Origin of the sequence: Amycolatopsis sp. CA-230715, assembly GCF_018736145.1 — a bacterium.
In the GTDB taxonomy this organism is placed as follows: Bacteria; Actinomycetota; Actinomycetes; order Mycobacteriales; family Pseudonocardiaceae; genus Amycolatopsis.
The window spans coordinates 39888-60412 of sequence record NZ_CP059997.1; the positions used below are offsets into that span (position 1 = coordinate 39888).

The 20525-nt window shown below is 69.5% G+C and carries 17 protein-coding genes; 7 read left to right on the forward strand and 10 right to left on the reverse strand.

Going from position 1 to position 20525, the window contains the following annotated elements; genetic code table 11:
- Nucleotides 1–18: 18 nt before the first annotated feature.
- The 4 genes from HUW46_RS00215 to HUW46_RS00230 form a co-directional block, all read right to left on the reverse strand.
- Nucleotides 19–453, reverse strand: coding sequence for a DoxX family protein (locus HUW46_RS00215; RefSeq protein WP_215545314.1), 435 nt, complete (start codon nt 451–453; stop codon nt 19–21).
- A 569-nt stretch (nt 454–1022) separates the two neighbouring features.
- The gene (locus HUW46_RS00220; RefSeq protein WP_254125651.1) at nt 1023–1295 is read right to left on the reverse strand and encodes a DUF2165 family protein; all 273 of its coding nucleotides are present in this window, start codon (nt 1293–1295) and stop codon (nt 1023–1025) included.
- Between the two features lie 40 nt (nt 1296–1335).
- Complete coding sequence (locus HUW46_RS00225; RefSeq protein ID WP_215545315.1) at nt 1336–4629, reverse strand: molybdopterin-dependent oxidoreductase; 3294 nt, start codon at nt 4627–4629, stop codon at nt 1336–1338.
- A 93-nt stretch (nt 4630–4722) separates the two neighbouring features.
- On the reverse strand, nt 4723–6477 hold the full coding sequence (locus HUW46_RS00230; protein WP_215545316.1) for a glycosyl hydrolase family 18 protein: 1755 nt from the start codon (nt 6475–6477) through the stop codon (nt 4723–4725).
- A gap of 246 nt (nt 6478–6723) precedes the next feature.
- On the opposite strand from HUW46_RS00230, the gene HUW46_RS00235 reads away from it, so the two are divergent.
- From HUW46_RS00235 to HUW46_RS00245, 3 genes are all read left to right on the forward strand, one after another.
- The gene (locus tag HUW46_RS00235; RefSeq protein WP_215545317.1) at nt 6724–8814 is read left to right on the forward strand and encodes a M28 family peptidase; all 2091 of its coding nucleotides are present in this window, start codon (nt 6724–6726) and stop codon (nt 8812–8814) included.
- A gap of 745 nt (nt 8815–9559) precedes the next feature.
- Nucleotides 9560–11557 (forward strand): hypothetical protein, encoded by a 1998-nt coding sequence (locus tag HUW46_RS00240; RefSeq protein WP_215545318.1) that lies wholly within the window; start codon nt 9560–9562, stop codon nt 11555–11557.
- On the forward strand, nt 11554–13050 hold the full coding sequence (locus HUW46_RS00245) for a hypothetical protein (protein ID WP_215545319.1): 1497 nt from the start codon (nt 11554–11556) through the stop codon (nt 13048–13050). Before HUW46_RS00240 ends, HUW46_RS00245 begins: the two co-directional genes overlap by 4 nt.
- A 5-nt stretch (nt 13051–13055) precedes the next feature.
- Here the strand turns inward: HUW46_RS00245 and HUW46_RS00250 are convergent, their stop codons facing one another.
- The gene (locus tag HUW46_RS00250; RefSeq protein WP_215545320.1) at nt 13056–13622 is read right to left on the reverse strand and encodes a TetR/AcrR family transcriptional regulator; all 567 of its coding nucleotides are present in this window, start codon (nt 13620–13622) and stop codon (nt 13056–13058) included.
- Between the two features lie 89 nt (nt 13623–13711).
- On the opposite strand from HUW46_RS00250, the gene HUW46_RS00255 reads away from it, so the two are divergent.
- Complete coding sequence (locus tag HUW46_RS00255) at nt 13712–14575, forward strand: SDR family oxidoreductase (RefSeq protein WP_215545321.1); 864 nt, start codon at nt 13712–13714, stop codon at nt 14573–14575.
- 3 nt (nt 14576–14578) lie between these two features.
- On the opposite strand, the gene HUW46_RS00260 is transcribed toward HUW46_RS00255, so the two are convergent.
- Nucleotides 14579–14854, reverse strand: a complete 276-nt coding sequence (locus HUW46_RS00260; protein WP_215545322.1) for a hypothetical protein — start codon at nt 14852–14854, stop codon at nt 14579–14581.
- A gap of 174 nt (nt 14855–15028) precedes the next feature.
- Between HUW46_RS00260 and HUW46_RS00265 the strand changes: the two genes are divergently transcribed.
- The 3 genes from HUW46_RS00265 (at nt 15029) to HUW46_RS00275 (ending at nt 17339) form a co-directional block, all read left to right on the forward strand.
- Complete coding sequence (locus HUW46_RS00265; RefSeq protein WP_215545323.1) at nt 15029–15892, forward strand: Scr1 family TA system antitoxin-like transcriptional regulator; 864 nt, start codon at nt 15029–15031, stop codon at nt 15890–15892.
- Nucleotides 15889–16068 carry a DUF397 domain-containing protein gene (locus HUW46_RS00270; RefSeq protein WP_215545324.1) on the forward strand — a complete coding sequence of 60 codons (180 nt, stop codon included), beginning with the start codon at nt 15889–15891 and terminating at the stop codon, nt 16066–16068. Before HUW46_RS00265 ends, HUW46_RS00270 begins: the two co-directional genes overlap by 4 nt.
- A 257-nt stretch (nt 16069–16325) precedes the next feature.
- Entirely contained in the window at nt 16326–17339 is a 1014-nt protein-coding gene (locus tag HUW46_RS00275) for a S1 family peptidase (RefSeq protein WP_215545325.1), read from the forward strand.
- 57 nt (nt 17340–17396) lie between these two features.
- On the opposite strand, the gene HUW46_RS00280 is transcribed toward HUW46_RS00275, so the two are convergent.
- The 4 genes from HUW46_RS00280 to HUW46_RS00290 all read right to left on the reverse strand — a co-directional run bounded on the left by HUW46_RS00280 (nt 17397) and on the right by HUW46_RS00290 (nt 19476).
- Nucleotides 17397–17672 carry a hypothetical protein gene (locus HUW46_RS00280; protein WP_215545326.1) on the reverse strand — a complete coding sequence of 92 codons (276 nt, stop codon included), beginning with the start codon at nt 17670–17672 and terminating at the stop codon, nt 17397–17399.
- A 65-nt stretch (nt 17673–17737) separates the two neighbouring features.
- Nucleotides 17738–18943: an acyl-CoA dehydrogenase family protein gene (locus tag HUW46_RS00285; protein WP_215545327.1), complete on the reverse strand. Its 1206-nt coding sequence runs from the start codon at nt 18941–18943 to the stop codon at nt 17738–17740.
- 82 nt (nt 18944–19025) lie between these two features.
- Nucleotides 19026–19100 (reverse strand): putative leader peptide, encoded by a 75-nt coding sequence (locus HUW46_RS48970; protein WP_442861016.1) that lies wholly within the window; start codon nt 19098–19100, stop codon nt 19026–19028.
- A gap of 67 nt (nt 19101–19167) precedes the next feature.
- Complete coding sequence (locus tag HUW46_RS00290; protein ID WP_215545328.1) at nt 19168–19476, reverse strand: alpha/beta fold hydrolase; 309 nt, start codon at nt 19474–19476, stop codon at nt 19168–19170.
- Between the last annotated feature and the right edge of the window lie 1049 nt (nt 19477–20525).

A 20525-nucleotide genomic window follows, 5' to 3' on the forward strand; every position in this document is an offset into this window, starting at 1 on the left:
ACGCAGCCCCGAAAACGCTCATTCGGTGCGCGTCGCGGACACCGACGGCGACTCGGCCCGCGACCGCGCCGGGACCACCAGCGAGCTGAGCGCGAAGCGGCCAGGCCCGGTGAACGCGATGAGCAGGAACGCCCAGCAGAACAGGGTGGCGGGCTCGCCGCCGTTGCCGATGGGCAGCAACCCGTCGGGCGCGTGCGAGCTGAAGTAGGCGTAGGCCATGGAGCCCGAGCAGATCAGCGCGGCGACCCTGGTCCCGATGCCGAGCAGGACCAGCGCACCTCCTACGAGCTGGATGAGCGCCGCCCACCAGCCTGGCCAGGTGCCGACCACCGCGGGCGCCTTCGCGCCGAGGACCCCGAACAGGGTCTTCAGGCCGTGGCAGGCGAACAGGAAGCCGACGACGATGCGGAAGAGCCCGAGCACGTGATCACGGGCCGAGTCGAGCCGGTACATGATTCCTCCAGGGACGCGGTGTCTCGCCGGGCGGCACGGCGCGACACCGCACGAGAGCGGCGAGCACGGGTCTTCTCCGCCGAGCCGACCGGGCGGACCACAGGACGCGGTGGTTCTGTCGGCATGTGGTTCAGCCCTCCACAGTGGTCCAGACCAGTTGACTGGTGCGGACCTTTATACCGGGATTGCGGTGACAGTACCACCTTCGAAGGTGGGTTATCGCCGATTATGGGCGGCTCCTTGAAATTCTCGCCATATTCATTGAGATTTCGTTACCGAGGGTGTTCGCTAGCCTGTTCGCCTTGCCGGGCTGTTACCGGTGGATTACCGCCGCGTTCGAAAGTCCGCCCGTACGCCTGCCCCATCGCGTGAACGTGCTGGCAGAACAGGAAACGGCAGGTGGCAGCATCAGCGCCCGCGCTCCCGATCAACTAGTTTCAATGCGCAAGGAAAGTATCCGGGCGCGTTGTGGGAAACTGCCGGTCCCGTGGACCCGTTCCACCGTTGGTAACCAACGGCGGTTTCCCGGGGAACCAATGCGGCGGTACCGAAATCGATTTCGCCCCGGCTCATTCCGGTGCGCGGTTCTTCTCGGGCAGGTGGGCGAGCACGATGCTGGCCGCGGCGATCAGGAAGTTCTGCAGCGCGGACTGGAGGCCGTTCCACTTGCCGGACCGCCACATCTGGAACCACTCGCCGCCGATCGCGATGAAGCCGATGCCGAACAGCGCGACCCGCATCAGCCACCCTGCCGTCGAGAGACGGCGTGCGGCGCGGGTGGCCGAGCGGCTTGACGATGCCCTGAAGGTGGCTTTCGGGGCGCCAGATGCCCCGAAAGCCACCTTCAGGGCGCCGAGCAGCGAGCCGTCGAGCCGAGCGCGCCTATGCTTCTATGTCCACATCGGACAGAGGGATGGCCTGGCAGGTCAGGCAGCTGCCCGCCACAGTGTCCACTGTGGACAAATGGGTGATCTCGCCCCGCCGCACTTCGACGCGGCAGGATTCGCACACCCCGGTGCGGCAGCCGCTGCCGAGCCGGATCCCGGCGGACTCGGCCGCGTCGAGCAGGGTGCCGGACTCGGGCGTCCAGACGATTTCCCTGCCGGAGCGGGTGAACCGCACGGTCGCGGGCGACAGGGTTTCCGGCACCTCCACCTCGGTGAAGAACTCCTCGCCGAAGATGTCGAACCGGTCGACCCCGCGCGCGGCGAGCTGCTCGGTCAGCTCGGCCATCATCGCCGCGGGCCCGCACAGGTAGACCACCGGCCCGGTGGCGAGGAACTCGTCGAGCCGCTCGTCCACGGTGAACCGGCCGGTGCCCTCGCCGGTCACGTGCCGGACCAGCTCGACACCGGGCAGGCCAGCGGCCAGCTCGGCGAGGCGGTCCGCGATCGGGGTCTCCCCCTCCTCGCCGCGATGGGTGTAGACCACGCGCACCCGCGGCGGCACCGGCCTGCCCTCGGCGAGCGTTTCCAGGTACCCGAGGAACGGCGTGATCCCGATTCCGCCGCCGATACACAGCACGGTGCGGTTCCCGCCGACGGGCGGGGTGAACGTGCCGGTCGGCGCCTTCAGCTCCAGCACGTCCTCGCCGGCGGTGTGCAGGTGCGCCGACATGCGGCCGCCGATGTTCTTCACCGCGATGCGGAGGTCGCCGGTCCCGTTCGTCAGCGAGTACGCGCGCTGGGTGCCCAGTCGCGGCGCCCTGACCGTCACGTTCTGGCCAGGCCGGAACTCGGGCAGCTCGCCGCCGTCGGCGGGGCGCAGGGTCAGCGACAACGCGCCGTTTTCCACCGGGGTCCGCCCGGTGACGACGAACGCGCGCCAGCCTGCCCAGTTGCCCGCCGAGGTCTCGGCGTCCCTGACCAGGTCGCAGGCGACCGCCCGCAGCGGCACCGATCCGCTGATCGGGTCGCGCCTGCGGTCGGACAGCGCGGCGTTGATGTTGCTGGTCCGCCGTCCCAGCGCGGCGAGGCCGGGCGTGGCGAGCGGGGCCTGGTCGTCCCACCAGCCGTGCTCGGCGATCACCACCCTGTCGTCGAGGCTGTCGTCGAGCCGCACGCGCAGCCGCGCTTCCCCGTCCGGCGTGCGGACGATCGCCCAGTCCCCTTCGGCGAGACCGCGTCGCGCGGCGAGCGCCGGGCTGATGTCGACGCCGGGATCGGGGGAACGGCGCCGCAGCGAGGCGAGCGAACGCAGCGACGAATGCGTGTAGTGGCCGTTCTTCGCGGTGGTCAGCACGTACGGGAACGCTGCGTCGCCGGGCGCGATCCCGTCCGGTTCGACGAAGGTGGGCAGCGCGGGCTGCCCGTGCCGCCGCAGCAGCCCCGAATACAGCTCGACGCGGCGGGATTCGGTGCCGAACCCGGTCACCGTGCCGTCGGCCAGCTCGGTCGCGTACTTCCGCTCGCGCTGGTCGATCGGCACCCTGATCCCGCCGGGGTTCGCCCGCAGTTCGTCGACGGTGAGGCCGAGCGGGGCGAGCTGGTGGTTCCGGCCCGCGTCCACGTCGCCGCCGAAGAAATCCCCCGACATGCCGAGCCTCGCCGCCAGCCCGGTCACGATGTCGTAGTCCGAACGGGACTCACCGGCGGGCGGGATCATCCGCGGCCGGAGCTGGACCAGTTCCTCGCCGTCCGCGCTGTTGTCGAAGCCGATCATCAACCCGTCTCGCTCCGGTGGCGCGCACACCGGCAGCAGGAAGTCCGCGGTCGCCGCGGTCGGGTTCTCGAACAGGTCGCACTGCACCTGGAACTCCAGCGCGCGCAGCGCCCTGCGGTTCTCGTCGGCGGATCCCTGCGACACCACCATGTTCGCGCCGAACCCGATCATCGCGCGCACGCGGTACGGCTCGCCGTCCAGCACGGCGCGGCGGAAGTCCCGCGCGGTCACGTGCCCCTGCGCGGGCGGGCCGAGCGGCATTTCCTGTTTGCCCAACGCCTTTTCCCGCACCTCGGCGGGCAGCGCGGCGAAGTCCGCCAGTGGGTTCGGCCGGTGCTTGTCCAGCCAGCGGATGCCGCCCGCGCGGTCGTAGCTGCCGAGCAGCGCGTACAGCACGCTCATCGCCCGCTCGGTCTGCGTGGCGTTGGTGTGCTGGCCGACCCCGGTCCACGAGTAGTAGGCGACCCGCCGGTACTTCGCCAGCATCGCGTAGAACGCGGTGACCTCGGCGAGTTCGATCCAGGTGGTCTCGGCGACCTTGGCGGGCGTCCACTCGGCCACGTGCTCGGCGAGCAGATCGAAGGCGGGGCGCACGGCCCGCCCGTCGGCGAGCCGGAACCGGCCGTGCAGCGCGACGTCGTGCGGCGCGCTCAGCGCCCGGCTCGTGTCGTAGCGCCGCGGTGCCCCGGAAGCGTTGTCCCACACCAGGAATCCGCCGTTCTCCCGGACCACGTCCCCGGTCTCGGAGTCGACGAGGAACGGCCCGTTGGTCCAGGACCGGACGAACTCCGCGTCGTAGTGCTCGCCGCCGATCAAGTGGTTGACCGCCCCGAGCGCGAGCGCCGCGTCGGCACCGGGCCGGATGCGCAGCCACTGGTCGGCCTGCTGCCCGCTCCCGCCGCGCTTCGGGTCGACCACCACCACCTTCGCGCCGTCGCGGCGCGCCTCGGCGATCGCGCTGGCCTGGGCGAGCCAGGTGCGCGCGGGGTTGTGGCCCCACAGCACGATCAGCTCGGCCGCGCGGTAGTCCGGCGTCCCGATGCCCTTGCCGAAGGTGAACGCGTGCGCGAAGTTCTTGTGCCAGCCGCAGATCTCGGTGGCGTACACGGTGTTGGGGCTGCCGAAGGACTGCACGAACCGGTTGACCCACTCGCTGCCGTCGACCATCGGCGTGCCGCTCGGCGTGGTCACCGCGAACGCGACCGACTCGGGCCCGCTCTCCTCGCGGATCTCCGCGAGCCTGCCCGCGATCTCGTCGAGCGCTTCGTCCCAGCCCACCCGCACCCAGCCGGGATCGGCGGCGTCCTTGGGGTTCGTCCGCTTCAGCGGGTGCAGCAGCCGCTTCGGGCTGGCGACCAGCTCGGGCATCGCCCTGCCCTTCGCGCACAGCGCGCCGCCGCTCGGGTGCCCGTCGAGCGGCTCGACGGCCAGCAGGCGATCGCGGTCGACCACCGAAACGGAGCCGCAGTGCGACTTGCAGAGCGTGCAGTACCCGGGAACTCGCTGAACACCCATACCGACACGGTACCTACCGGATCATGCTCCGGACACGGGTTTCCGGGCGGGGTGCGCACCCCGCCCGGAAACCGCGCCCGCGCCGAAAAGGGCTCAGGTGATGGAGAAGTCGTCGGCGTAGACCGCGCCCTGGCCGTACCAGCCGTGCGCGAACACCGTCACCGCGCCCGAGGCGCCGGTGGTGAACGGCACGCTCAGCTGGGTCCAGCCGGTCGACGAGGTCCACGTGCTCGCGCTGGCGCCGCCGCTCACCCCGAGGTAGGCGTAGTTGCCCTGCACCCAGGCTTTGAGCGTGTACGCGTGGTTCGGCTGCAGCGCGACGTTCTGGCGGACCTCACCGGTCTGCGAACCGGTCGCGGCGAGCTGTAGCGCGTGCGCGCCGGAATGCGCCGGGCTGGCGACCACCGAGGCCTCACCGCTCCACGGGCTCAGCGCGCCGGTTTCCAGCCCGCCGTTGACGACCGAGCCGCCGGGGTTCGCGCCGTTGACGGTGAGCGTGTAGGTGGCCGTGCGGGTCACGCTCTTGCCGCCGGAGGAGCCCGTGCCGGTCACCGTGATCGGGTAGGTGCCCGGCGGGGCCGCCGCGGTGGTCGAGACCGACAGCGTCGCCTTGGCGCCCGCGGTGACCGTCGCGGGGCTGACCGAGGCGCTGACCCCTTCCGGCGCGCCGCTGACGCTGAGCGTGACCTGCTGGGCCGCGCCGTTGGTGAGCGCGGTGGCGACGGTGGGCGTGACCGAACCGCCGGGGTCGACCGCGCCCGAAGCCGGGTTCACCGCGACCGAAAAGTCGTCCGCGGGCTGGCTGCCGCCGCCGGTGAACGGGGCGAAGGTCTTGCTGAACTGCCAGGTGTCCTGCTGGATTCCGGAGCAGCTGTCGGACCCCTTCGTGCCGGGGCAGCCGCCGTTGTCGCGCTGCAACGCCCAGAACGACAGCGTGTTGATCCCCTTCGACACCGCCCAGTCGTAGACCACGGGCCCGTCGGCGGTGGTGAAGGTCTCCGCGGGGCCGAAGTCGTCGATGCCGATCATCTCGGTGACCCCGACCATCGCCCACAGCTGCGCCTGGGTCTTGCCCGGGTAGAGCGCGGCAAGCTGCGAGACCAGCCCGGTGGCCGCGGTCTTGGTGTCCTCGGCCATGTTGTGCGCGGCGTTGTCGTAGTAGTCGAAGGTCATCAGGTTGACGACGTCCACGCGCGCGTTGTTGGACACCGCGTTTTGCAGCACGGCGAGCCCGGAATCGGCGGGCCCGTGCGTCGTGGTGGGCAGAGTGTAGGAGAACTGCACGGAGCGCCCGGTGGACGCCGCCCAGTCCTGCACCTTCTTGATCGCCTTGTTCCGGCGGTCGATCCCCGCGGTGTTCGTCAGCGAATTGTCCTCGATGTCCAGATCGATCCGCGGGATGTCGTAGGTGGTGATCACGTTTTCGAACACCGACGCGATCGAGTCCACATTGGTGCAGCTGTCCGCGATCTCGGTGCCGGTGTTGTCCGCGGTGTAGCCGCCGAAGGACGGGATGACGTCACCGCCGCGTGCCTGGATGGTGTCGATGTCGGCGCCGAAGGTGCCCTGCCCGATCGGCATGCCCGCGTCGCCGTTCCAGTAGGCGGTGCAGGAGCCCTTCGTCGCGGCCTGCAGGAAGGCCATGGTCAGGTGCTTCGCGCCCGACTGCTGCGAGAGCGCCGCCGGGCTCTGGCCGGTCCACGCCTCGAAGTACGGCGCGAAGACGTGCGATGGAAGTGCGGTGGCCGCGTGTGCCTGCCCGGCACCCGCCACGGCGAGCCCCGCGGTGACGACGACGGCGGCGGTCAGCGAACTGAGGTGTTTCAGGATCGGTCTGTACCCACGCATGTGCGCTCCATGAGCAAAGGGGGCGAGGAGGCGCCGGGCCTCGGCGCCGTGTCGACCAGAATTGGACTAGACCACTGCCGTGTCAAGCGATGCGGCCAAGCGGCCGACGACCAAAGTCGGGCCCTTCTCACCATGCGCGCATCGTGACGGAAATCGTGCACACATAGTTGCTATTGCGTACCAACGATTCGCGTCGTCTAATGTGGGAATGCTGATCGAAGAGCGGCTTCTCGAAGAGCAACCGTGATGCGCGCCAAGGGAATCGGAGCGGTGCTCGCCGCCGTGGCCCTGTCGGTTTCGTTCGGTGTCGCGCCCGCGGATGCGGCGCCGGAAACGATTCTCGGATTCACACCGAAGCATTCGGCCGCACAACGGGCGGCCGAACAGACGTTCTCCGGCGTCCTCTCCCCCGCTGTCGCCCGTGAGCTCGACCGCGACCTCGCCCACGAGACCGGCCTCGTGTCGACGCCAGGCGACTACAAGCGGATGCGGAAGGTGGTGGACTACCTGCGCTCGTACGGGCTCCAGCCGCAGGTGCACACCTACTACGTCTACCAGTCGGTACCCCGCCGGATCGAGGTCACGATGACCTCGCCGCGGCGGATCACCTTGCCCACCAAGGAACCCTGCCTCGCGGTCGAGACGGACTGCGCGAACATGGTCGTCGGCTACAACGCGCTGTCGCCGTCCGGCGACGTCACCGCGCCGGTCGTCTACGCGAACTACGCGACCCCCGCGGACTTCGCCGAGCTGGACAAGCGCGGCATCAGCGTCGAGGGCAAGGTGGTGCTCGCCCGCTACGGCGCGAACTTCCGCGGGGTGAAGAGCAAGCTGGCCGCCGCGCACGGCGCGAAGGCCGTAATCATCTACTCCGACCCGAAGGACGACGGGAACACCAACGGCGCGGTCTACCCTGGCGGGCCGTGGCGCAACCCCGACGGCATCCAGCGCGGCAGCGTGCAGCAGTTGATGCAGTACGGCGGCGATCCGCTGACGCCGGGCTGGGCGTCCACGAAGGACGCGCCGCGCATCGACCCCAAGGATTCGAACATCGCGCCGATCCCGACCACGCCGATCTCCTACGCGGCGGCGGAACCGCTGCTCAAGGCGCTCGGCGGGCCGCAGGTGCCGGCGAACTTCCAGGGCGGGCTGCCGTTCCCGTACCACTTCGGCCCTGGGCCGACCACGGTGCGCGTCAACCTCGACATCGCCTACGAGACGAAGCCGCTGTGGGACGTCACCGCGACCGTGCCGGGCCGCAGCCAGCCCGACCAGACCGTCTACGTCGGCGCGCACCGCGACTCGTGGACCTACGGCAGCGACGACAACCTCTCCGGCACCGAGGCGGTGCTGCAGATCGGCCGCGGCATCGGCGCGCTGCTCAAGACCGGCTGGCGCCCCGAACGGTCGATCACGCTCGCCACGTGGGACGGCGAGGAGTACGGGCTGTTCGGGTCCACCGAGTACGCCGAACAGATGGGTGACCGGCTCAAGGGCGCGGTGACCTACCTCAACATGGACGGCGCGGGCGGCAAGCACTTCGGGGCCGCGGGCACGCCCTCGCTGGACCGGACCATCCGCCAGGTCACGAAGGACGTGCCGTGGCCGGGCACGAAGGGCTCCGCCTACGACGCGTGGGTGGCGGACCACGGCGGAAAGGTCCCGCCGATCTCCCGCCTCGGCAGCGGCTCGGACTACACGGCGTTCTTCGACCGCTTCGGCGTGCCGTCGGCCAACATCGGGTCCAGCACCGACAGCGGCAACTACCACTGCTCGTGCGACAACTTCTGGATGGAGGACCACTACATCGACCCGACGTGGCAGTACCACGTTGCCACCGCGCAGACGGTCGGGCTGACCACGTTGCGCCTGGCGAACGCGGACGTCCTGCCGATGTACTACAGCGACTACGCCGCCGAAACCGGCGACTACCTGACCGCGTTCGGCAAGCAGCAGTCCACTGTGGACGTCTCGGGGCTGAAGGAGCGCGCGGCGCAGTGGCAGCGCGCGGCCAAGGCGGCGGAGGACAGGGTGGCCAACCGGCTCGCGACCGGCGGCGACGGCCCGATCGAGGGGATCCGGAACAGCATTGCCAGCAGGCTGTTCTCGGCCACCGAACGGCAGTTGCTCACCGACGCCGGGCTGCCCGGCCGCCCCTGGTACCGGCACCAGGTCTACGCGCCGGGGATCAACGCGGGCTACGGCACGCAGGTCCTGCCCGGCTTGCACGATGCCGTGCTGGAACGCCACAACCCGGCGGAGGCGGCGACGGCCGCCGACTCGTTCGACGCGTCACTGCGCAAGGCGACCGCCGTGGTCTCCGCCGCAGGCTGGTAACCCTCGCCCGCGGCGGGCCGCTTCGCTCCTGGCGAAGCGTTCTGCCCGCGGCAGACCGCTCGGTGCCCCGAAAGTGAACTTCGGGGCGCCGGATTCCCCGAAGGTCACTTTCAGGGCAAGCGCGTCGCGGTGGCCGAGCGTGCGAGGGGTCGATTCGCGACGCCTAGCGCCCCGAAGGTGGCCTTCGGGGCATGCCCGGCGCTGCCCGCACCCTCGCGAGGGCCGAGAAAGTGGCGCTGGATTCCCCGAAGGTGGCCTTCGGGGACCAGTCGAGGTGATCTCCCGGAACCACCGCGCCGCGCACCCGATGCCCCGAAAGTGACGTTCGGGGCACACCAAGGGCCGCCGGGCATCCGGCACGGGGTGCGAAAATCGGATCGCCGCGCTGCCGGGAAATTCGTTTCCCTATTGAGACAGTGTCCGCACCAGCGATTTCGCGTTCATCGCGTCGAGCGCGTGAGAAAGGCGGAACACGGACCCGTTCGGCGGTACCCGGCGGCCACTCGGGCGAAGCTCTTCGCTCCCTGTCGACCATTTTTCGGGAAACAAGCGGCCGATCCGGTCGACTTCAGCCGTCATACGGGGAAGCACGCAGTAGGGGAACCGCCGCGAAGAAATGGCCGCTAGCGGCCATTTCGCACACCGTGAGACCGCGCGCGGCCCATCGACGGCGGTCGGATGTCTATAGTTGGCGCACCGAAACCGCCGCGGCAGGGGGCACGTGCCGCTCGGACGAAGGGGGACGATGCCCATCGATGCGCATCACCTGTCCGGTCTGCGCGCCATCACCGGCGGACTCGTCGAAGAACTGCTTTCCCGGCCAGGCGGGGAAAACCGGGCGCTGCCCGTCGTGGTCGCGATCGGCGCACGGGGCACCGGCAAGACCGCGCTGCTCACCGAACTGGCCGCCCGCTGCGAAAGCGTTCCGCACGCGCACCTGGATTTCGAGCGGCACGACTGGGAAAACGTTCAGCCGAGGGAACTTCTCGGCCACCTCGCCTTCGACCTCGGCAGGCACTGGCGGCAGTTCGGCAGGCTCGCCTTCCCCCGCCTCTGGCTCTGCATGCTCGTGCTCGGCGCACCGGTGGAGATCACCGACCGGCGCGCGGCGCTGCGGAAGCTGCGCGAACTGCTGGCGCAGAACCAGCCGCTGGAGCACAACCGCGAAGCCATCGTCGACGTCGTCAAGCTCGCGGGCGGAGTCGCCTCCGGGCGGAGCCTCCCCGGCTGGAACGAGGCGACGGACCTGCTGCTGCGCGGTCTGAGCTGGTACGACCGCCGCCGTCTGGTCGGCAAGATCAAGGCGATCCCTTCCGGGGCGGGAAACCACGAGGACTTCCTGATCGAGATCGCCAAGCACGCGCAGGGCGACGAGGAGGACCGCGCGGGCGTCGACGCGACCTTCTGCGACGCCTTCCTCGCCGATCTGCGGCGCGATTACTCCGGGATCAACCGCGCGCGCCGGACGCTGAACAGCATGGTGCTGCTGGACAACGCGCACACGCCGGGCGGCAGGGCGTTCCTGCGCGCGCTGGACGAGGCGCGCCGCCGCTGCCCCGACGAGGCGGATCCGCTCGCCGTGATCGCGACCAGCCGGACCTGGAACCCGGACTGGAACGAGAGCTGGACGCTGCTCACCCCGCACCACACCGGTGACCGCGAACCGGCGAGACCGACCAGCCACCGGACGAACGGCCTGCACCGGCCCACGCCCCGCCAACCGTCCGATGTGGAGGATGACTGGGCCGCGGGGTCACCGGAAAGCCGCTGGCATCCCTGGTACCTGCTCGAACTGGGCACGTTGTCCAAAGAGGACACCATGGATGTCGCGGCCGGGCACGACATCCACCCCGCCTCCCGGCTCCCCCGGTTCCTGCACCGGCTGACCGACGGCCACCCCGGGGCGATCACCGAGGTGGTGGCGCAGGTCGCGCACCGCTACGACTCCGCGAACCCCGCCCTGCTCCGGAGTGCGCTGCGGACCGCGGTACCCGGCCAGGAAGGCGGCGAGTCGACACTGCTCGCCGAGATCCGCGACCACCTGCTGCAGGACTTCCCCGAGGCGAGCCAGCAGGACCTGATCACCGCGAGCGCCGCGATCGACGTGGAAATGCTGTTCCACAAGGAAATACTCGATCTGCGCAACCCGGTCGGCGAAGGCGCGCTGTTCAAGTCGCTCGGCGAGTACCTGTGGCTGCGCGCCGAACCGGGCGAGTCGCCGCAGTACGTGCTGCACCCGTGGCTGCGCCGGATCCTGTTGCAGGAGCTGGCTTCCCGCGCCGACGACCACCCGCTGAGCTGGGTCGAGGTGCACACGCGGTGCCGGGACTTCTACGAGAAGAACGGGCGGATCGTCGCCGCCCGCTACCACGACCTCGCGCTGGAAGACGTCGGCCAGACGATCGTGCACCTGCGCAGGCCGTTCGACTCCAAGCACGCCGAGTTCGACGTGCCCGCCGCCGAATCGTGGCTGGCCGAACTCGACGTGATCACGGCGGCACCGAACCGGCTGGACAAGGACGCCGACCCGTACGACCAGGTGCAGCGGCTCGTCGGCGAGTTCGACGACGAGCTGGAAACCACCTTGGCCTGGCTGGTCGTCGCGCTCTGGATCTCGCGGGATCCGCTCGGCGATCCTGGCCGGACGCTGGACTCCACCATCGAAAGCAGTTTCCACCACCTGGCACAGGGCAGAGGACGAGGGTCGATGCTGTTGCACGAACGCGCGGAGCGGTACCGATGATCGGCAGGAAGGGGAAAACCGAGGGCGGCACGATCCTCCCACCGCGGCCCACCTGGTCGAAATGGCTGTGGCTCTCCGGTGGCGTGCTGCTGGTGGTGGTGGCGGTGGCGGCGATCATCGTCGTCCCCCCTTGGATCAGCGAAGCGGGGCTCACCTGCGACGGCGCGGTGCGTCAACGCGGCGAGCACTCGGAATGCACGGGACCGACCGACGGTTCCTTCGTGTTCTCCCCCGACTTGGCCACCGTCGAACAACGCATCCACACCGAAAACGACGCGGTGGCGGCGTCGGGGAAGCCGTACGTCACCATCGCGGTCTTCATCCCGATGACGCTGACCGAGCACGACATCCTGTCCCCGGAATGGGTTCGCCACCAGCTCGAAGGCGCCTACATCGCACAGCGCCGCGCGAACACCACTCAGTCCTGGGGCAGCCTTCCGCTGGTGCGCCTGCTGCTGGCGAACCCGGGCAGCCAGCTCAAGCAGTGGGAGCCGGTGGTGGACGACCTGCTCGGCAGGGTCCAGTCCGAGCACCTGGTCGGGGTCACCGGGATCGGGCTGAGCCTGGACACCGCGCGCGACGCGATCCGCAAGCTCTCCGACCACAAGGTCCCGGTGGTCGCGTCCCACCTCGCCGCGGAGCAGTTCTCCGAGATCCCGGGATTCCTGCGGGTCTCGCCCACCAGCGCCACCTACGGCATGGCGACCGCGAACTTCGTGAAGCCGACGGCGAAGACGGCGACGATCGTGCAGGACCAGAACGCGGGCGACCTCTACCCGAAGACCCTCGCCGACGGGTTCACCGCGAAGTTCGTCGACGACGCGCACCGGATCGTCGGCAGGACGGAGGCCTACGATTCCAGCCTTCCCGGGATCGAGAACACCTTCCTGCAGATGATGCCGAACATCTGCGGTAACGCACCGGACGTGGTGTACTTCGCGGGGCGCGAGGACCACTTGGTCTCGTTCGTCGCCCAGCTCGCGCAACGACCGTGCCTCGACAGGCACATCACCGTGCTGACCGGGGACCTCGCGCTGGTCGGGCCGCCCGGTCAGGAGATGCGCCGCGGCCTGCAGGCCAATGTCACCGTGATCGCGCCGGGGCTCGCCCATCCGCAGGCGTGGACCGCCGAGCCCAAGGCGTTCAACCCGGCGGCGGTCGCGAGCTTCCACGAAACGTCCTGTGTGGACTGCTTCGAAGCCGTGTTCCCGAAGGAACGCCTCGACGACGGCATCGCGATCCTCGCGCACGACGCCGTGCTCACCGTGGTGTGGGCGATTCGCGGCATCCCGCGGGTCTCGCCCGCGCAGGTGACCGCCGAAGACGTGCTGCAGGCGAAGAACCGTCTGCACGACCGGTTCGCCGTCCCCGGCGCGAGCGGCATGATCTCCTTCGACGACCGGGGCGACCCGGTGAACAAGGCGGTGCCGATCCTGCGGGTGCGCCTCGACAACACCCCCGAGTTCCTGCAACTGTCCACACCGGGCGGCTGAGCCGGTCAGGACGCCTGCCGGAGCCCCGCCAGCGCGGTGGCCAGCAGCCGGTCGGCCTGCGCGGGGGAAACCTGTTCGCGCACCCACGCGACCGCACTGATCACAGTGGACACATCGGCCGCGGTGACGCCACGCCGGACGGCACCCGCCTCGCTCGCGCCGGCGGCGATCCGCCCGCCGATCGACTCCATGCGGCGGCACGCGTCGTGGAGGTCTGACGCCCTGTCGTCGATCCCGGCGACGAGCAACGCGGCCAGCCCCTGGTAGATGGCCGCGTGGTCCACCGCCGCGCGGATCCACGCCTCGAGCGCCTCGCCGGGCGGCTCCTGCGCCCGCAACCGCTCCCCCTCCGCGAACAACGCCTCGTTCCGTTCGTGCAGCAGCGCGTCGATCAAGGCGAGCCTGGTCGGGAAGTGCCCGTAGAGCGTGCCGATCGCGACGCCGGACTCGCGCGCGATCCCCTCCAGCGGTGCGCTGGTCCCGCGTTCGGCGAACGCGGCGTCGGCCACCGAGAGGAGCCGCTCGTAGTTGCGGCGCGAGTCCGCCCGTCGTGGCCGTTTCGTGGGATCCATCGTCGACTCCGTCAATCTGAGGTACCCTCAGGTTAAATTTCGAGGGCGCCTCATCTTAGCGGGGCGCCCGGGTACCGGAAGGCATGCCCATGATCCTGGTGACCGGAGCGACCGGCGCGATCGGCAAGCACCTCGTACGGGAGCTCGACCAAGCGGGAACCCCGTTCGCCGCGTTCGTCCGCGATGAGGCCAAGGGACAGGCGCTCGGCTGTGAATTCATCGTCGGCGACTTCGGCGATCCCGCTTCCGTCGCCGCCGCCATGCGAGGTGTCGACGTGCTCCTGCTCAACGGCAACGGCGCGCTGCCCGTCGAGGGCGAGCAGCCGATGATCGCCCAGCAGAAGGCCGTGATCGACGCCGCGCGCGACGCGGGCGTCTCCCACATCGTGAAGATTTCGGCCCAGGGCGCCAGGGAAGGCGGAAAGCTCTCCACCGGCGCTCACTGGGAGATCGAGCGTCACCTGAAGTCCTCCGGCGTCGGCTGGAGCATCCTGCGACCGAACTCGTTCATGCAGAACTTCATCACCGGCGCGGCGACGCTGATCGAGAGCGGGACCGTCCAGGGCCCGTTCCCGCACAGCCGGGTGCCCTACGTCGACTGCTACGACATCGCCGCGTGCGCGGCGGCACTGCTCACCGCGGCGGGCCCCACCAGCCGCACCTTCGCCCTCACCGGCCCGGAAAGCCTTACCCAGCGAGAAATCGCCGACCGGTTCGGCATCGCGCTCGGCACACCGGTGACCTCTGTGGAACTGAGCCCCGAAGACATGGTGGCCGGGCTGCGAAGCCAGGGGCTCCCGGAATGGTTCGCGCGCGACGCCGTGGCCCTGTGGGCCGACGTGGCGGCGGACCGCACTTTGGCGACCACGACGGGGACCGTCGAAGAGCTCACCGGACGGGCACCGCGGACGTTCGACGAGTTCCTCACCGCGAACCTCGCCGCGTTTCGCTGACCGTCATCGCCACGGGCAGTCCGGATGGTGTTCGTAGGCGGCGGTGAGCTGGTGCAGGGTCGTATCACGGAACCGCCGGGCGTGGGCGACCGAGGCGCTCCGGCCTCGGTCGTGCTCGTAGGTGTGCCGCTCGGTTATCGTGACCAGGTCGTCGAGACCGGCGAGCAGGTTGTCGAGCGCTTCACCCAGCGAGTGCCGCTCGTTCGCGAACATCAGGTGCAGGAAACCCGTTCGCTCCAACACGTCTTCGTCCGAGAGCCACTCGGTCGTCCTCTCCACAGTCGTCCCCTTCGTGCCGTGTTCGTGCGGCGGCCACCGAGCCCCGGCGCCTGTTGAGGACACCGGGGCCCGGTCCCACGTGGTACTTGGACTATGTACCGGTATTACCGCTGGCCGCAATGACCCGATCGAGTACTGGCGGGAATATGGTGCCGTTCCGATATGATTTGGTACATGGGTAGTACCAACGCCAGTACACCGCGGGCGCGAGCGCTGGCGGACATGTTGAACGCCGTTCTCGAAAAGTCGCGGCACTCGCAGCGCAGCATCGCCAAGCTCATGGGCTACAGCCACGTGACGGTCGGTCGGTGGACGCGCGGCGAAGCGACACCGGACGATGTCACCGTCGCGACTTTCCTGGCGCATCTCGGCATCGTGGGCGAAGAACGCGACCGGATCCTCGAAGTCGCGAGCGCGCCGGACGGCGGCGACTGGCTGACCGTCGGCCCCGGTGGGATCCCGAGCCAGCTGGCCGGGGTGATGAACCTCGAACGCAACGCCGTGCGGCTCACAAACTGGTCACCGCTGTTCGTCCCAGGAATGCTGCAAACACAGGCTTATGCGAGGGCGATCATCGAACGCTCGCCAAGGATCACGGACAGCGAGATCGACCACCTCGTGACCGTCCGGCTCGGTCGGCAACACGCGATCTCGCGCGACGAAGCTCCACTCAAGATAACGTCGTTCCTCGGCGTTCCCGCGCTCCGAGGTGGGATCGGCGGCACGAGCGTGATGTGCGGCCAGTTGCGCTACCTGCTGAAGGCGTCGAGGTTCGAGAACGTCGACCTTCGCGTCGTTCCGGTGGACGGCGAGTGGCACAACGGCATCATGGGCCCGTTCTCCCTCTACGATTCCTCGGGCGGCGAGCCGACCGTGCTGCACATCGAGCACCATCGCACCGGTGCGTTCATCTCGGATCCGAGCGATGTCCACGCCTACCAGGAAGACCTGGTCAAGGACCTGCGCCGACTGGCGTACGGCCCGGACGAAACCCGGGAGCTGATTCAGGAAGAACTGAAGAATCGAGAGGACGCATGAAAAACAAGGTGCCACCGCCTAGGTGGCGCACGTCGAGCTACAGCGGCCAGCAAGGCGATTGTGTCGAGGTCAAGCTCGACACGGCCATCGGCGTGCGGGACACCAAGGACCGAACCGGAGGAGACCTGGACCTCCATCCCTCGGCCTGGAACGCGCTTCTGACGCGACTCCGCTGAACACCGAGCACCCCCGGCAGACCTGTTGACTGCCGGGGGTGCTTCGCGTCCGGGCCGAAACCCGGCACGCTTCCGGGGTATTCCGGCCCTTTAAATAGGTGTCGCCACCAAGACCGTTTTGTTGCCGGAACGCCCGGTTCGCCCCGTTTTCCGGGCAGTGGTCGGTTTGTTTACAACCTTGGTCGGTAGCGGAAGGTTTTCGCCGGATCCGAAGGTGTGCGTGTTACCCCGTGCTCCACCGGAATTCTGGAGAAACCATGCCTTCCAGGAAATCCCTCGCCCTCTTCGCCGCCTTCTCGGCCGCGGCGATGACGACCGGCGTCTGCGCGCAGACGGCGTCGGCCGATCCGCTCGCGTTCGCGCAGCTCCAGCAGAACTCGATCGACCAGGCCACCCAGGTCACGAACACGCTCGGCGCCTCGTCCGGCGGGTTCTACCTCGACCAGGGCAAGGCCGTGGTCAACGTCCTCGACGACACCGCGGCGCAGACCGTGCGCGACGCGGGCCTGACCGCCAAGAAGGTCGCGCACAGCTTCGCCGCGCTGACCGCGGCCAAGGACTCGCTCGACCAGGTGCACGACGTCCCGCAGACCGCGTGGGGCATCGACACCCGCGCCAACCAGGTCGTGGTGACGATCTACTCGGCGGCCACCCCGGCGACGGCGGCGAAGGTCACCGCCGCGGCCAACCGGCTCGGCGACCGCGCCAGGATCGAGCACGAAACCGGCAAGCTGGAGCTGTACATCGCCGACGGCGACGCGATCAGGAACAGCTCCGGCCGCTGCTCGCTCGGCTTCAACGTGAAGAAGGGCAGCACGCCGTACCTGCTCACCGCGGGCCACTGCACCAACCTCGGCGGCACCTGGTCCGGCGGCGACGTCACCGGGGCCCGCATCGTGCACAGCGACTGCCCCGGCGCCGACTCCGGCCTGCTGACCCGCCCGAACGGCACCGGCCCCGGCCGGATCAACACCGGACAGGTGATCTCCAGGGCGGGCACGCCCACCGTCGGCGAGCGGATCCAGAAGCAGGGCTCGACCACCGGTGGCGGCAGCGGCACGGTGAAATCGGTCGACCAGTCGGTGAACTTCGACGTCGGCGTGCTCAACCACGAGTTCGGCACGAGCGCGCACACCGACCACGGCGACTCCGGCGGGCCCGCCTACGACGGCTCGACCGGGCTCGGCACCCTGTCCGGCGGCAACAGCACCACCAGCTACTTCTACCCGCTCACCCGCGAGCTGTCCTCGTACGGCGTGACGCTGGCCTGACCAACCCTGATCCGCGCGAAGTCCGGCCGGGATGGCGACATCCCCGGCCGGACCGCGTCATTCGCCGCGCATGGCCTTGCGGATCTCGGCCAGCTTGTCCTTGGCCGCCTCGTCGCGATCGGCGATCTTCTTGTCCAGCGCGGCCATGTCCTGCCCGGTGCCGAGCCCGGCCAGTTCGGTCGACCCCTCCGCGGTGGCGGCCCGCTTCTCGATCCGGTCCTTCACGAAGTCGAAGGTGGGCACGCCCCCGTCGGTGTAATCCGTTTCCGGAACCGACGGCGTGAACGCGGGCGGCTCGGTGCTGGCCGGTTTCGGGTCTTCGGTTTCACTCATCGTCTGCTCCGTCCGTATCGGCCGGTTCCGGCTCACCTCCGACCATAGCGGAGCAGCGACGCGGCTCAGGTGTACCAGGTGGGCTCCGGAATTTCGTTCAGGAGCGCGTAGGCGCCCACTTCCCTGCGCTTGTAGGCCACCGGGTCGTGCAGGGAATGCGTCCGCAGGTTGCGCCAGAACCGGTCGAAGCCGTACTGCGACGCGCTGGCGCGGGCACCGGTCAGTTCGAAGATCTTCGTGCCGATCTCGAGCCCGGTGTCGATCGCGCGTTGCTTGGCCGCGGCGATGAGCACCGCGATCTCGCCGCGGGCGGCCGGGGTGAGGTCCTCCCTCGGCGCGTGCAGCACCGCCGAGATCGCCGCGCCCGCCTTGTCGGTCAGCGCCTCGACGGCCCACAGCTTCGCCTGCAGATCGCCGTAGGCGTCGAGGATGTACCACTCCTGCGCGGCCGATTCCTTGTCGTCGCCGCCGTAGGGCCACGGCCTGGTCCGGTCGCGGGTGTAGGCCAGCGCGGTCTCCAGCGCGCCTTGCGCGATGCCGAGGTAGAAGTTCGTGAACACGAGCTGGATGGCGGGCACGTTGAGCGTGTTGTAGGTCAGCGGGCGGAACGCCTTGTCGACGTATCCCGCCGCGCTCTCCCACGGCACCCGCACCCCGGTGATGCTCACGCCGCCGGATTCGGTGAGCCGCTGGCCGATGTTGTCCCAGTCGTCGTGGAACACGATCCCGTCCTGTTTGGACGGAACGATCGCGAAGATGTGGTCCTCGGTACCGGAAAGCACGCCCTCCAGCACGGTCAGGTCGGAGACCTTGCTCCCGGTCGAGAAGGACTTGTGTCCGTTGTAGACGATCTCGTCGCCCTCGTCGGTGATCGTCAGGTCGGAGTCACGGGGGTTGACCGCGCCGCCGAAGAACAGCTTGTTGCTGGTGTACAGCTCTTCGACCGCGGCGATCTGCGCATCGGTGGCCACCAGCCGCGCCGCCCACGCCCACAGGTAGTGGTAGCCGAGCAGCTGGCCGATCGAGCCGTCCGCGCGGGCGACCTCGCGCGTGACGCGGTAGGCGGTCTCCCAGCTCTGCCCGCCACCTCCGTGTTCGGGCGGGCCGAGCAACGTGACAAGCCCGGAGTCCTTCAGTAGCTGCACTTCGCGGTGCGGTGTCTGGTTCGCGCGATCGCGTTCGACGGCGTCGACGGCGAGCTTGGCCGCGACGTCGCGCGCGGTTTCGAGCCATTCGGCTTCGGTGCGTACGGGGTTTTCGGTCGTGGTCATGGCGGGCTTTCCGATCTACTCGGGCATGGTTCGCCGCCCCGGTTTTCGCGATCCGGGGTTCAGGCGCTGCGGAGGAAGAAGATCAAGCGGTACAACGACAACCGGCCACGCGGGCGAGGTCCACGTGGCGGCGGCGGGTCAGCGGGGTGCCGTCCATGCGTCCGAGTAGAGCAGCGGCCCCCTGCGGTGTCAACGAACGTCCGCGCGCTGGGAACACCGTCCACTCAGGACGGTTCGGTCAGCAGGCCGCGAAGTGCTTCGGCGGTCCGCTCCGGCTGGTCCTCGGCGAGGTAGGTGTACGAATCGGCGACCGTCCGCGGCTGCGCGCCGAGCGCGTCCGCGTACCGGCGCGCGTGCTCGATCGGGAACACGCGGTCCTCGGCGGCCCACAGCAGCGAGACGAGCACGGCGGAGTCCCGCACCAGCCGCCGCGCCGCCGCCGCGCTGTGCCGAGCGGAGACGCTGCCGATGGCCTTGCGCCCGTCCCGGCGGATTCCGCCGTCGGTCAGCACGGGCCGGACGTAGCCGGTCATCGTCGCGGTGTCGATCGGGTACTTCGCCAGCCAGCCGTAGGTGTTGCGCCACCGCCAGGTCCGGCGATCTTGTCGACGGCGCGCACCGCGACCCGTTTCCCGCCGAGCGTCGCGGCCGGCTCCAGTTCGATGAACAGCAGTTCCGGTGTCTCCGCTGACGCCCCGAAGGTGGCCTTCGGGGCGCTAGATGCCCTGAGAGTCACAGTGATGTCGGGTGCGCGGCACGATGATCGGCGGCGTAGGTCCCCGAAGGCCACCTTCGGGGACCCTAGCGCCACTTTCACGGCCCTCGCTCACGCGCGGACAGGGCTGCGCATGCCCCGAAAGTGACCTTCGGGGCGCTCAACGCCGCACATCCACCCCTCGCACGCTCGACCACCACGACACGCCTGCCCCGAAAGTGACCTTCAGGGCGCTGGATTCCCCGAAAGCCACCATCGGGGCACCCGAAAGCCCGCCGCGGATTGGAGCGGGCGGCGGCAGTGCGGTGCGAGGGTCGAATTCGCGGCGTCTACCGCCCCGAAGGTCACAGTGATGGCGGGTGCGCGTCGCGGGGTGCCGCGAGATCGGTGGCGGGGCTCCGCTTGGTCCCCGAAGGCCACCCTCGGGGACACTAGCGCCACTTTCCCGGCCCTCGCAGGCGTCCGGACACGGCTGCGCACGCCCCGAAAGCCACCCTCGGGGCGCTAGACGACACAAATCCACCCCTCGCACGCCCAACCATCGCGACGCGCATGCCCCGAAGGTGACCTTCGGGGCGCTAGATGCCCTGAAAGCCACCTTCGGGGCACCAGGAAGATCCCCGCCGAGGCAGCAGAAGCCCCCTACCAGAGCGAAGTTCGCGGCACCGGAGTCGCTGAAGGCCACCCCATGACATCTATAGGAGCATCCTTCGGGGACGCGCGCAGGTGGCGGCAGCCCGCCGCGAGAGCCGAGATCCTGACACAGACCGCCCCAAGAGGAGCCTCCGGCGACATACACGACCCGACCCTCAGTAGGAGCATCCTTCGGGGCATGGTGATCCGGTCGGCCGCCTCGACGGGCACCGC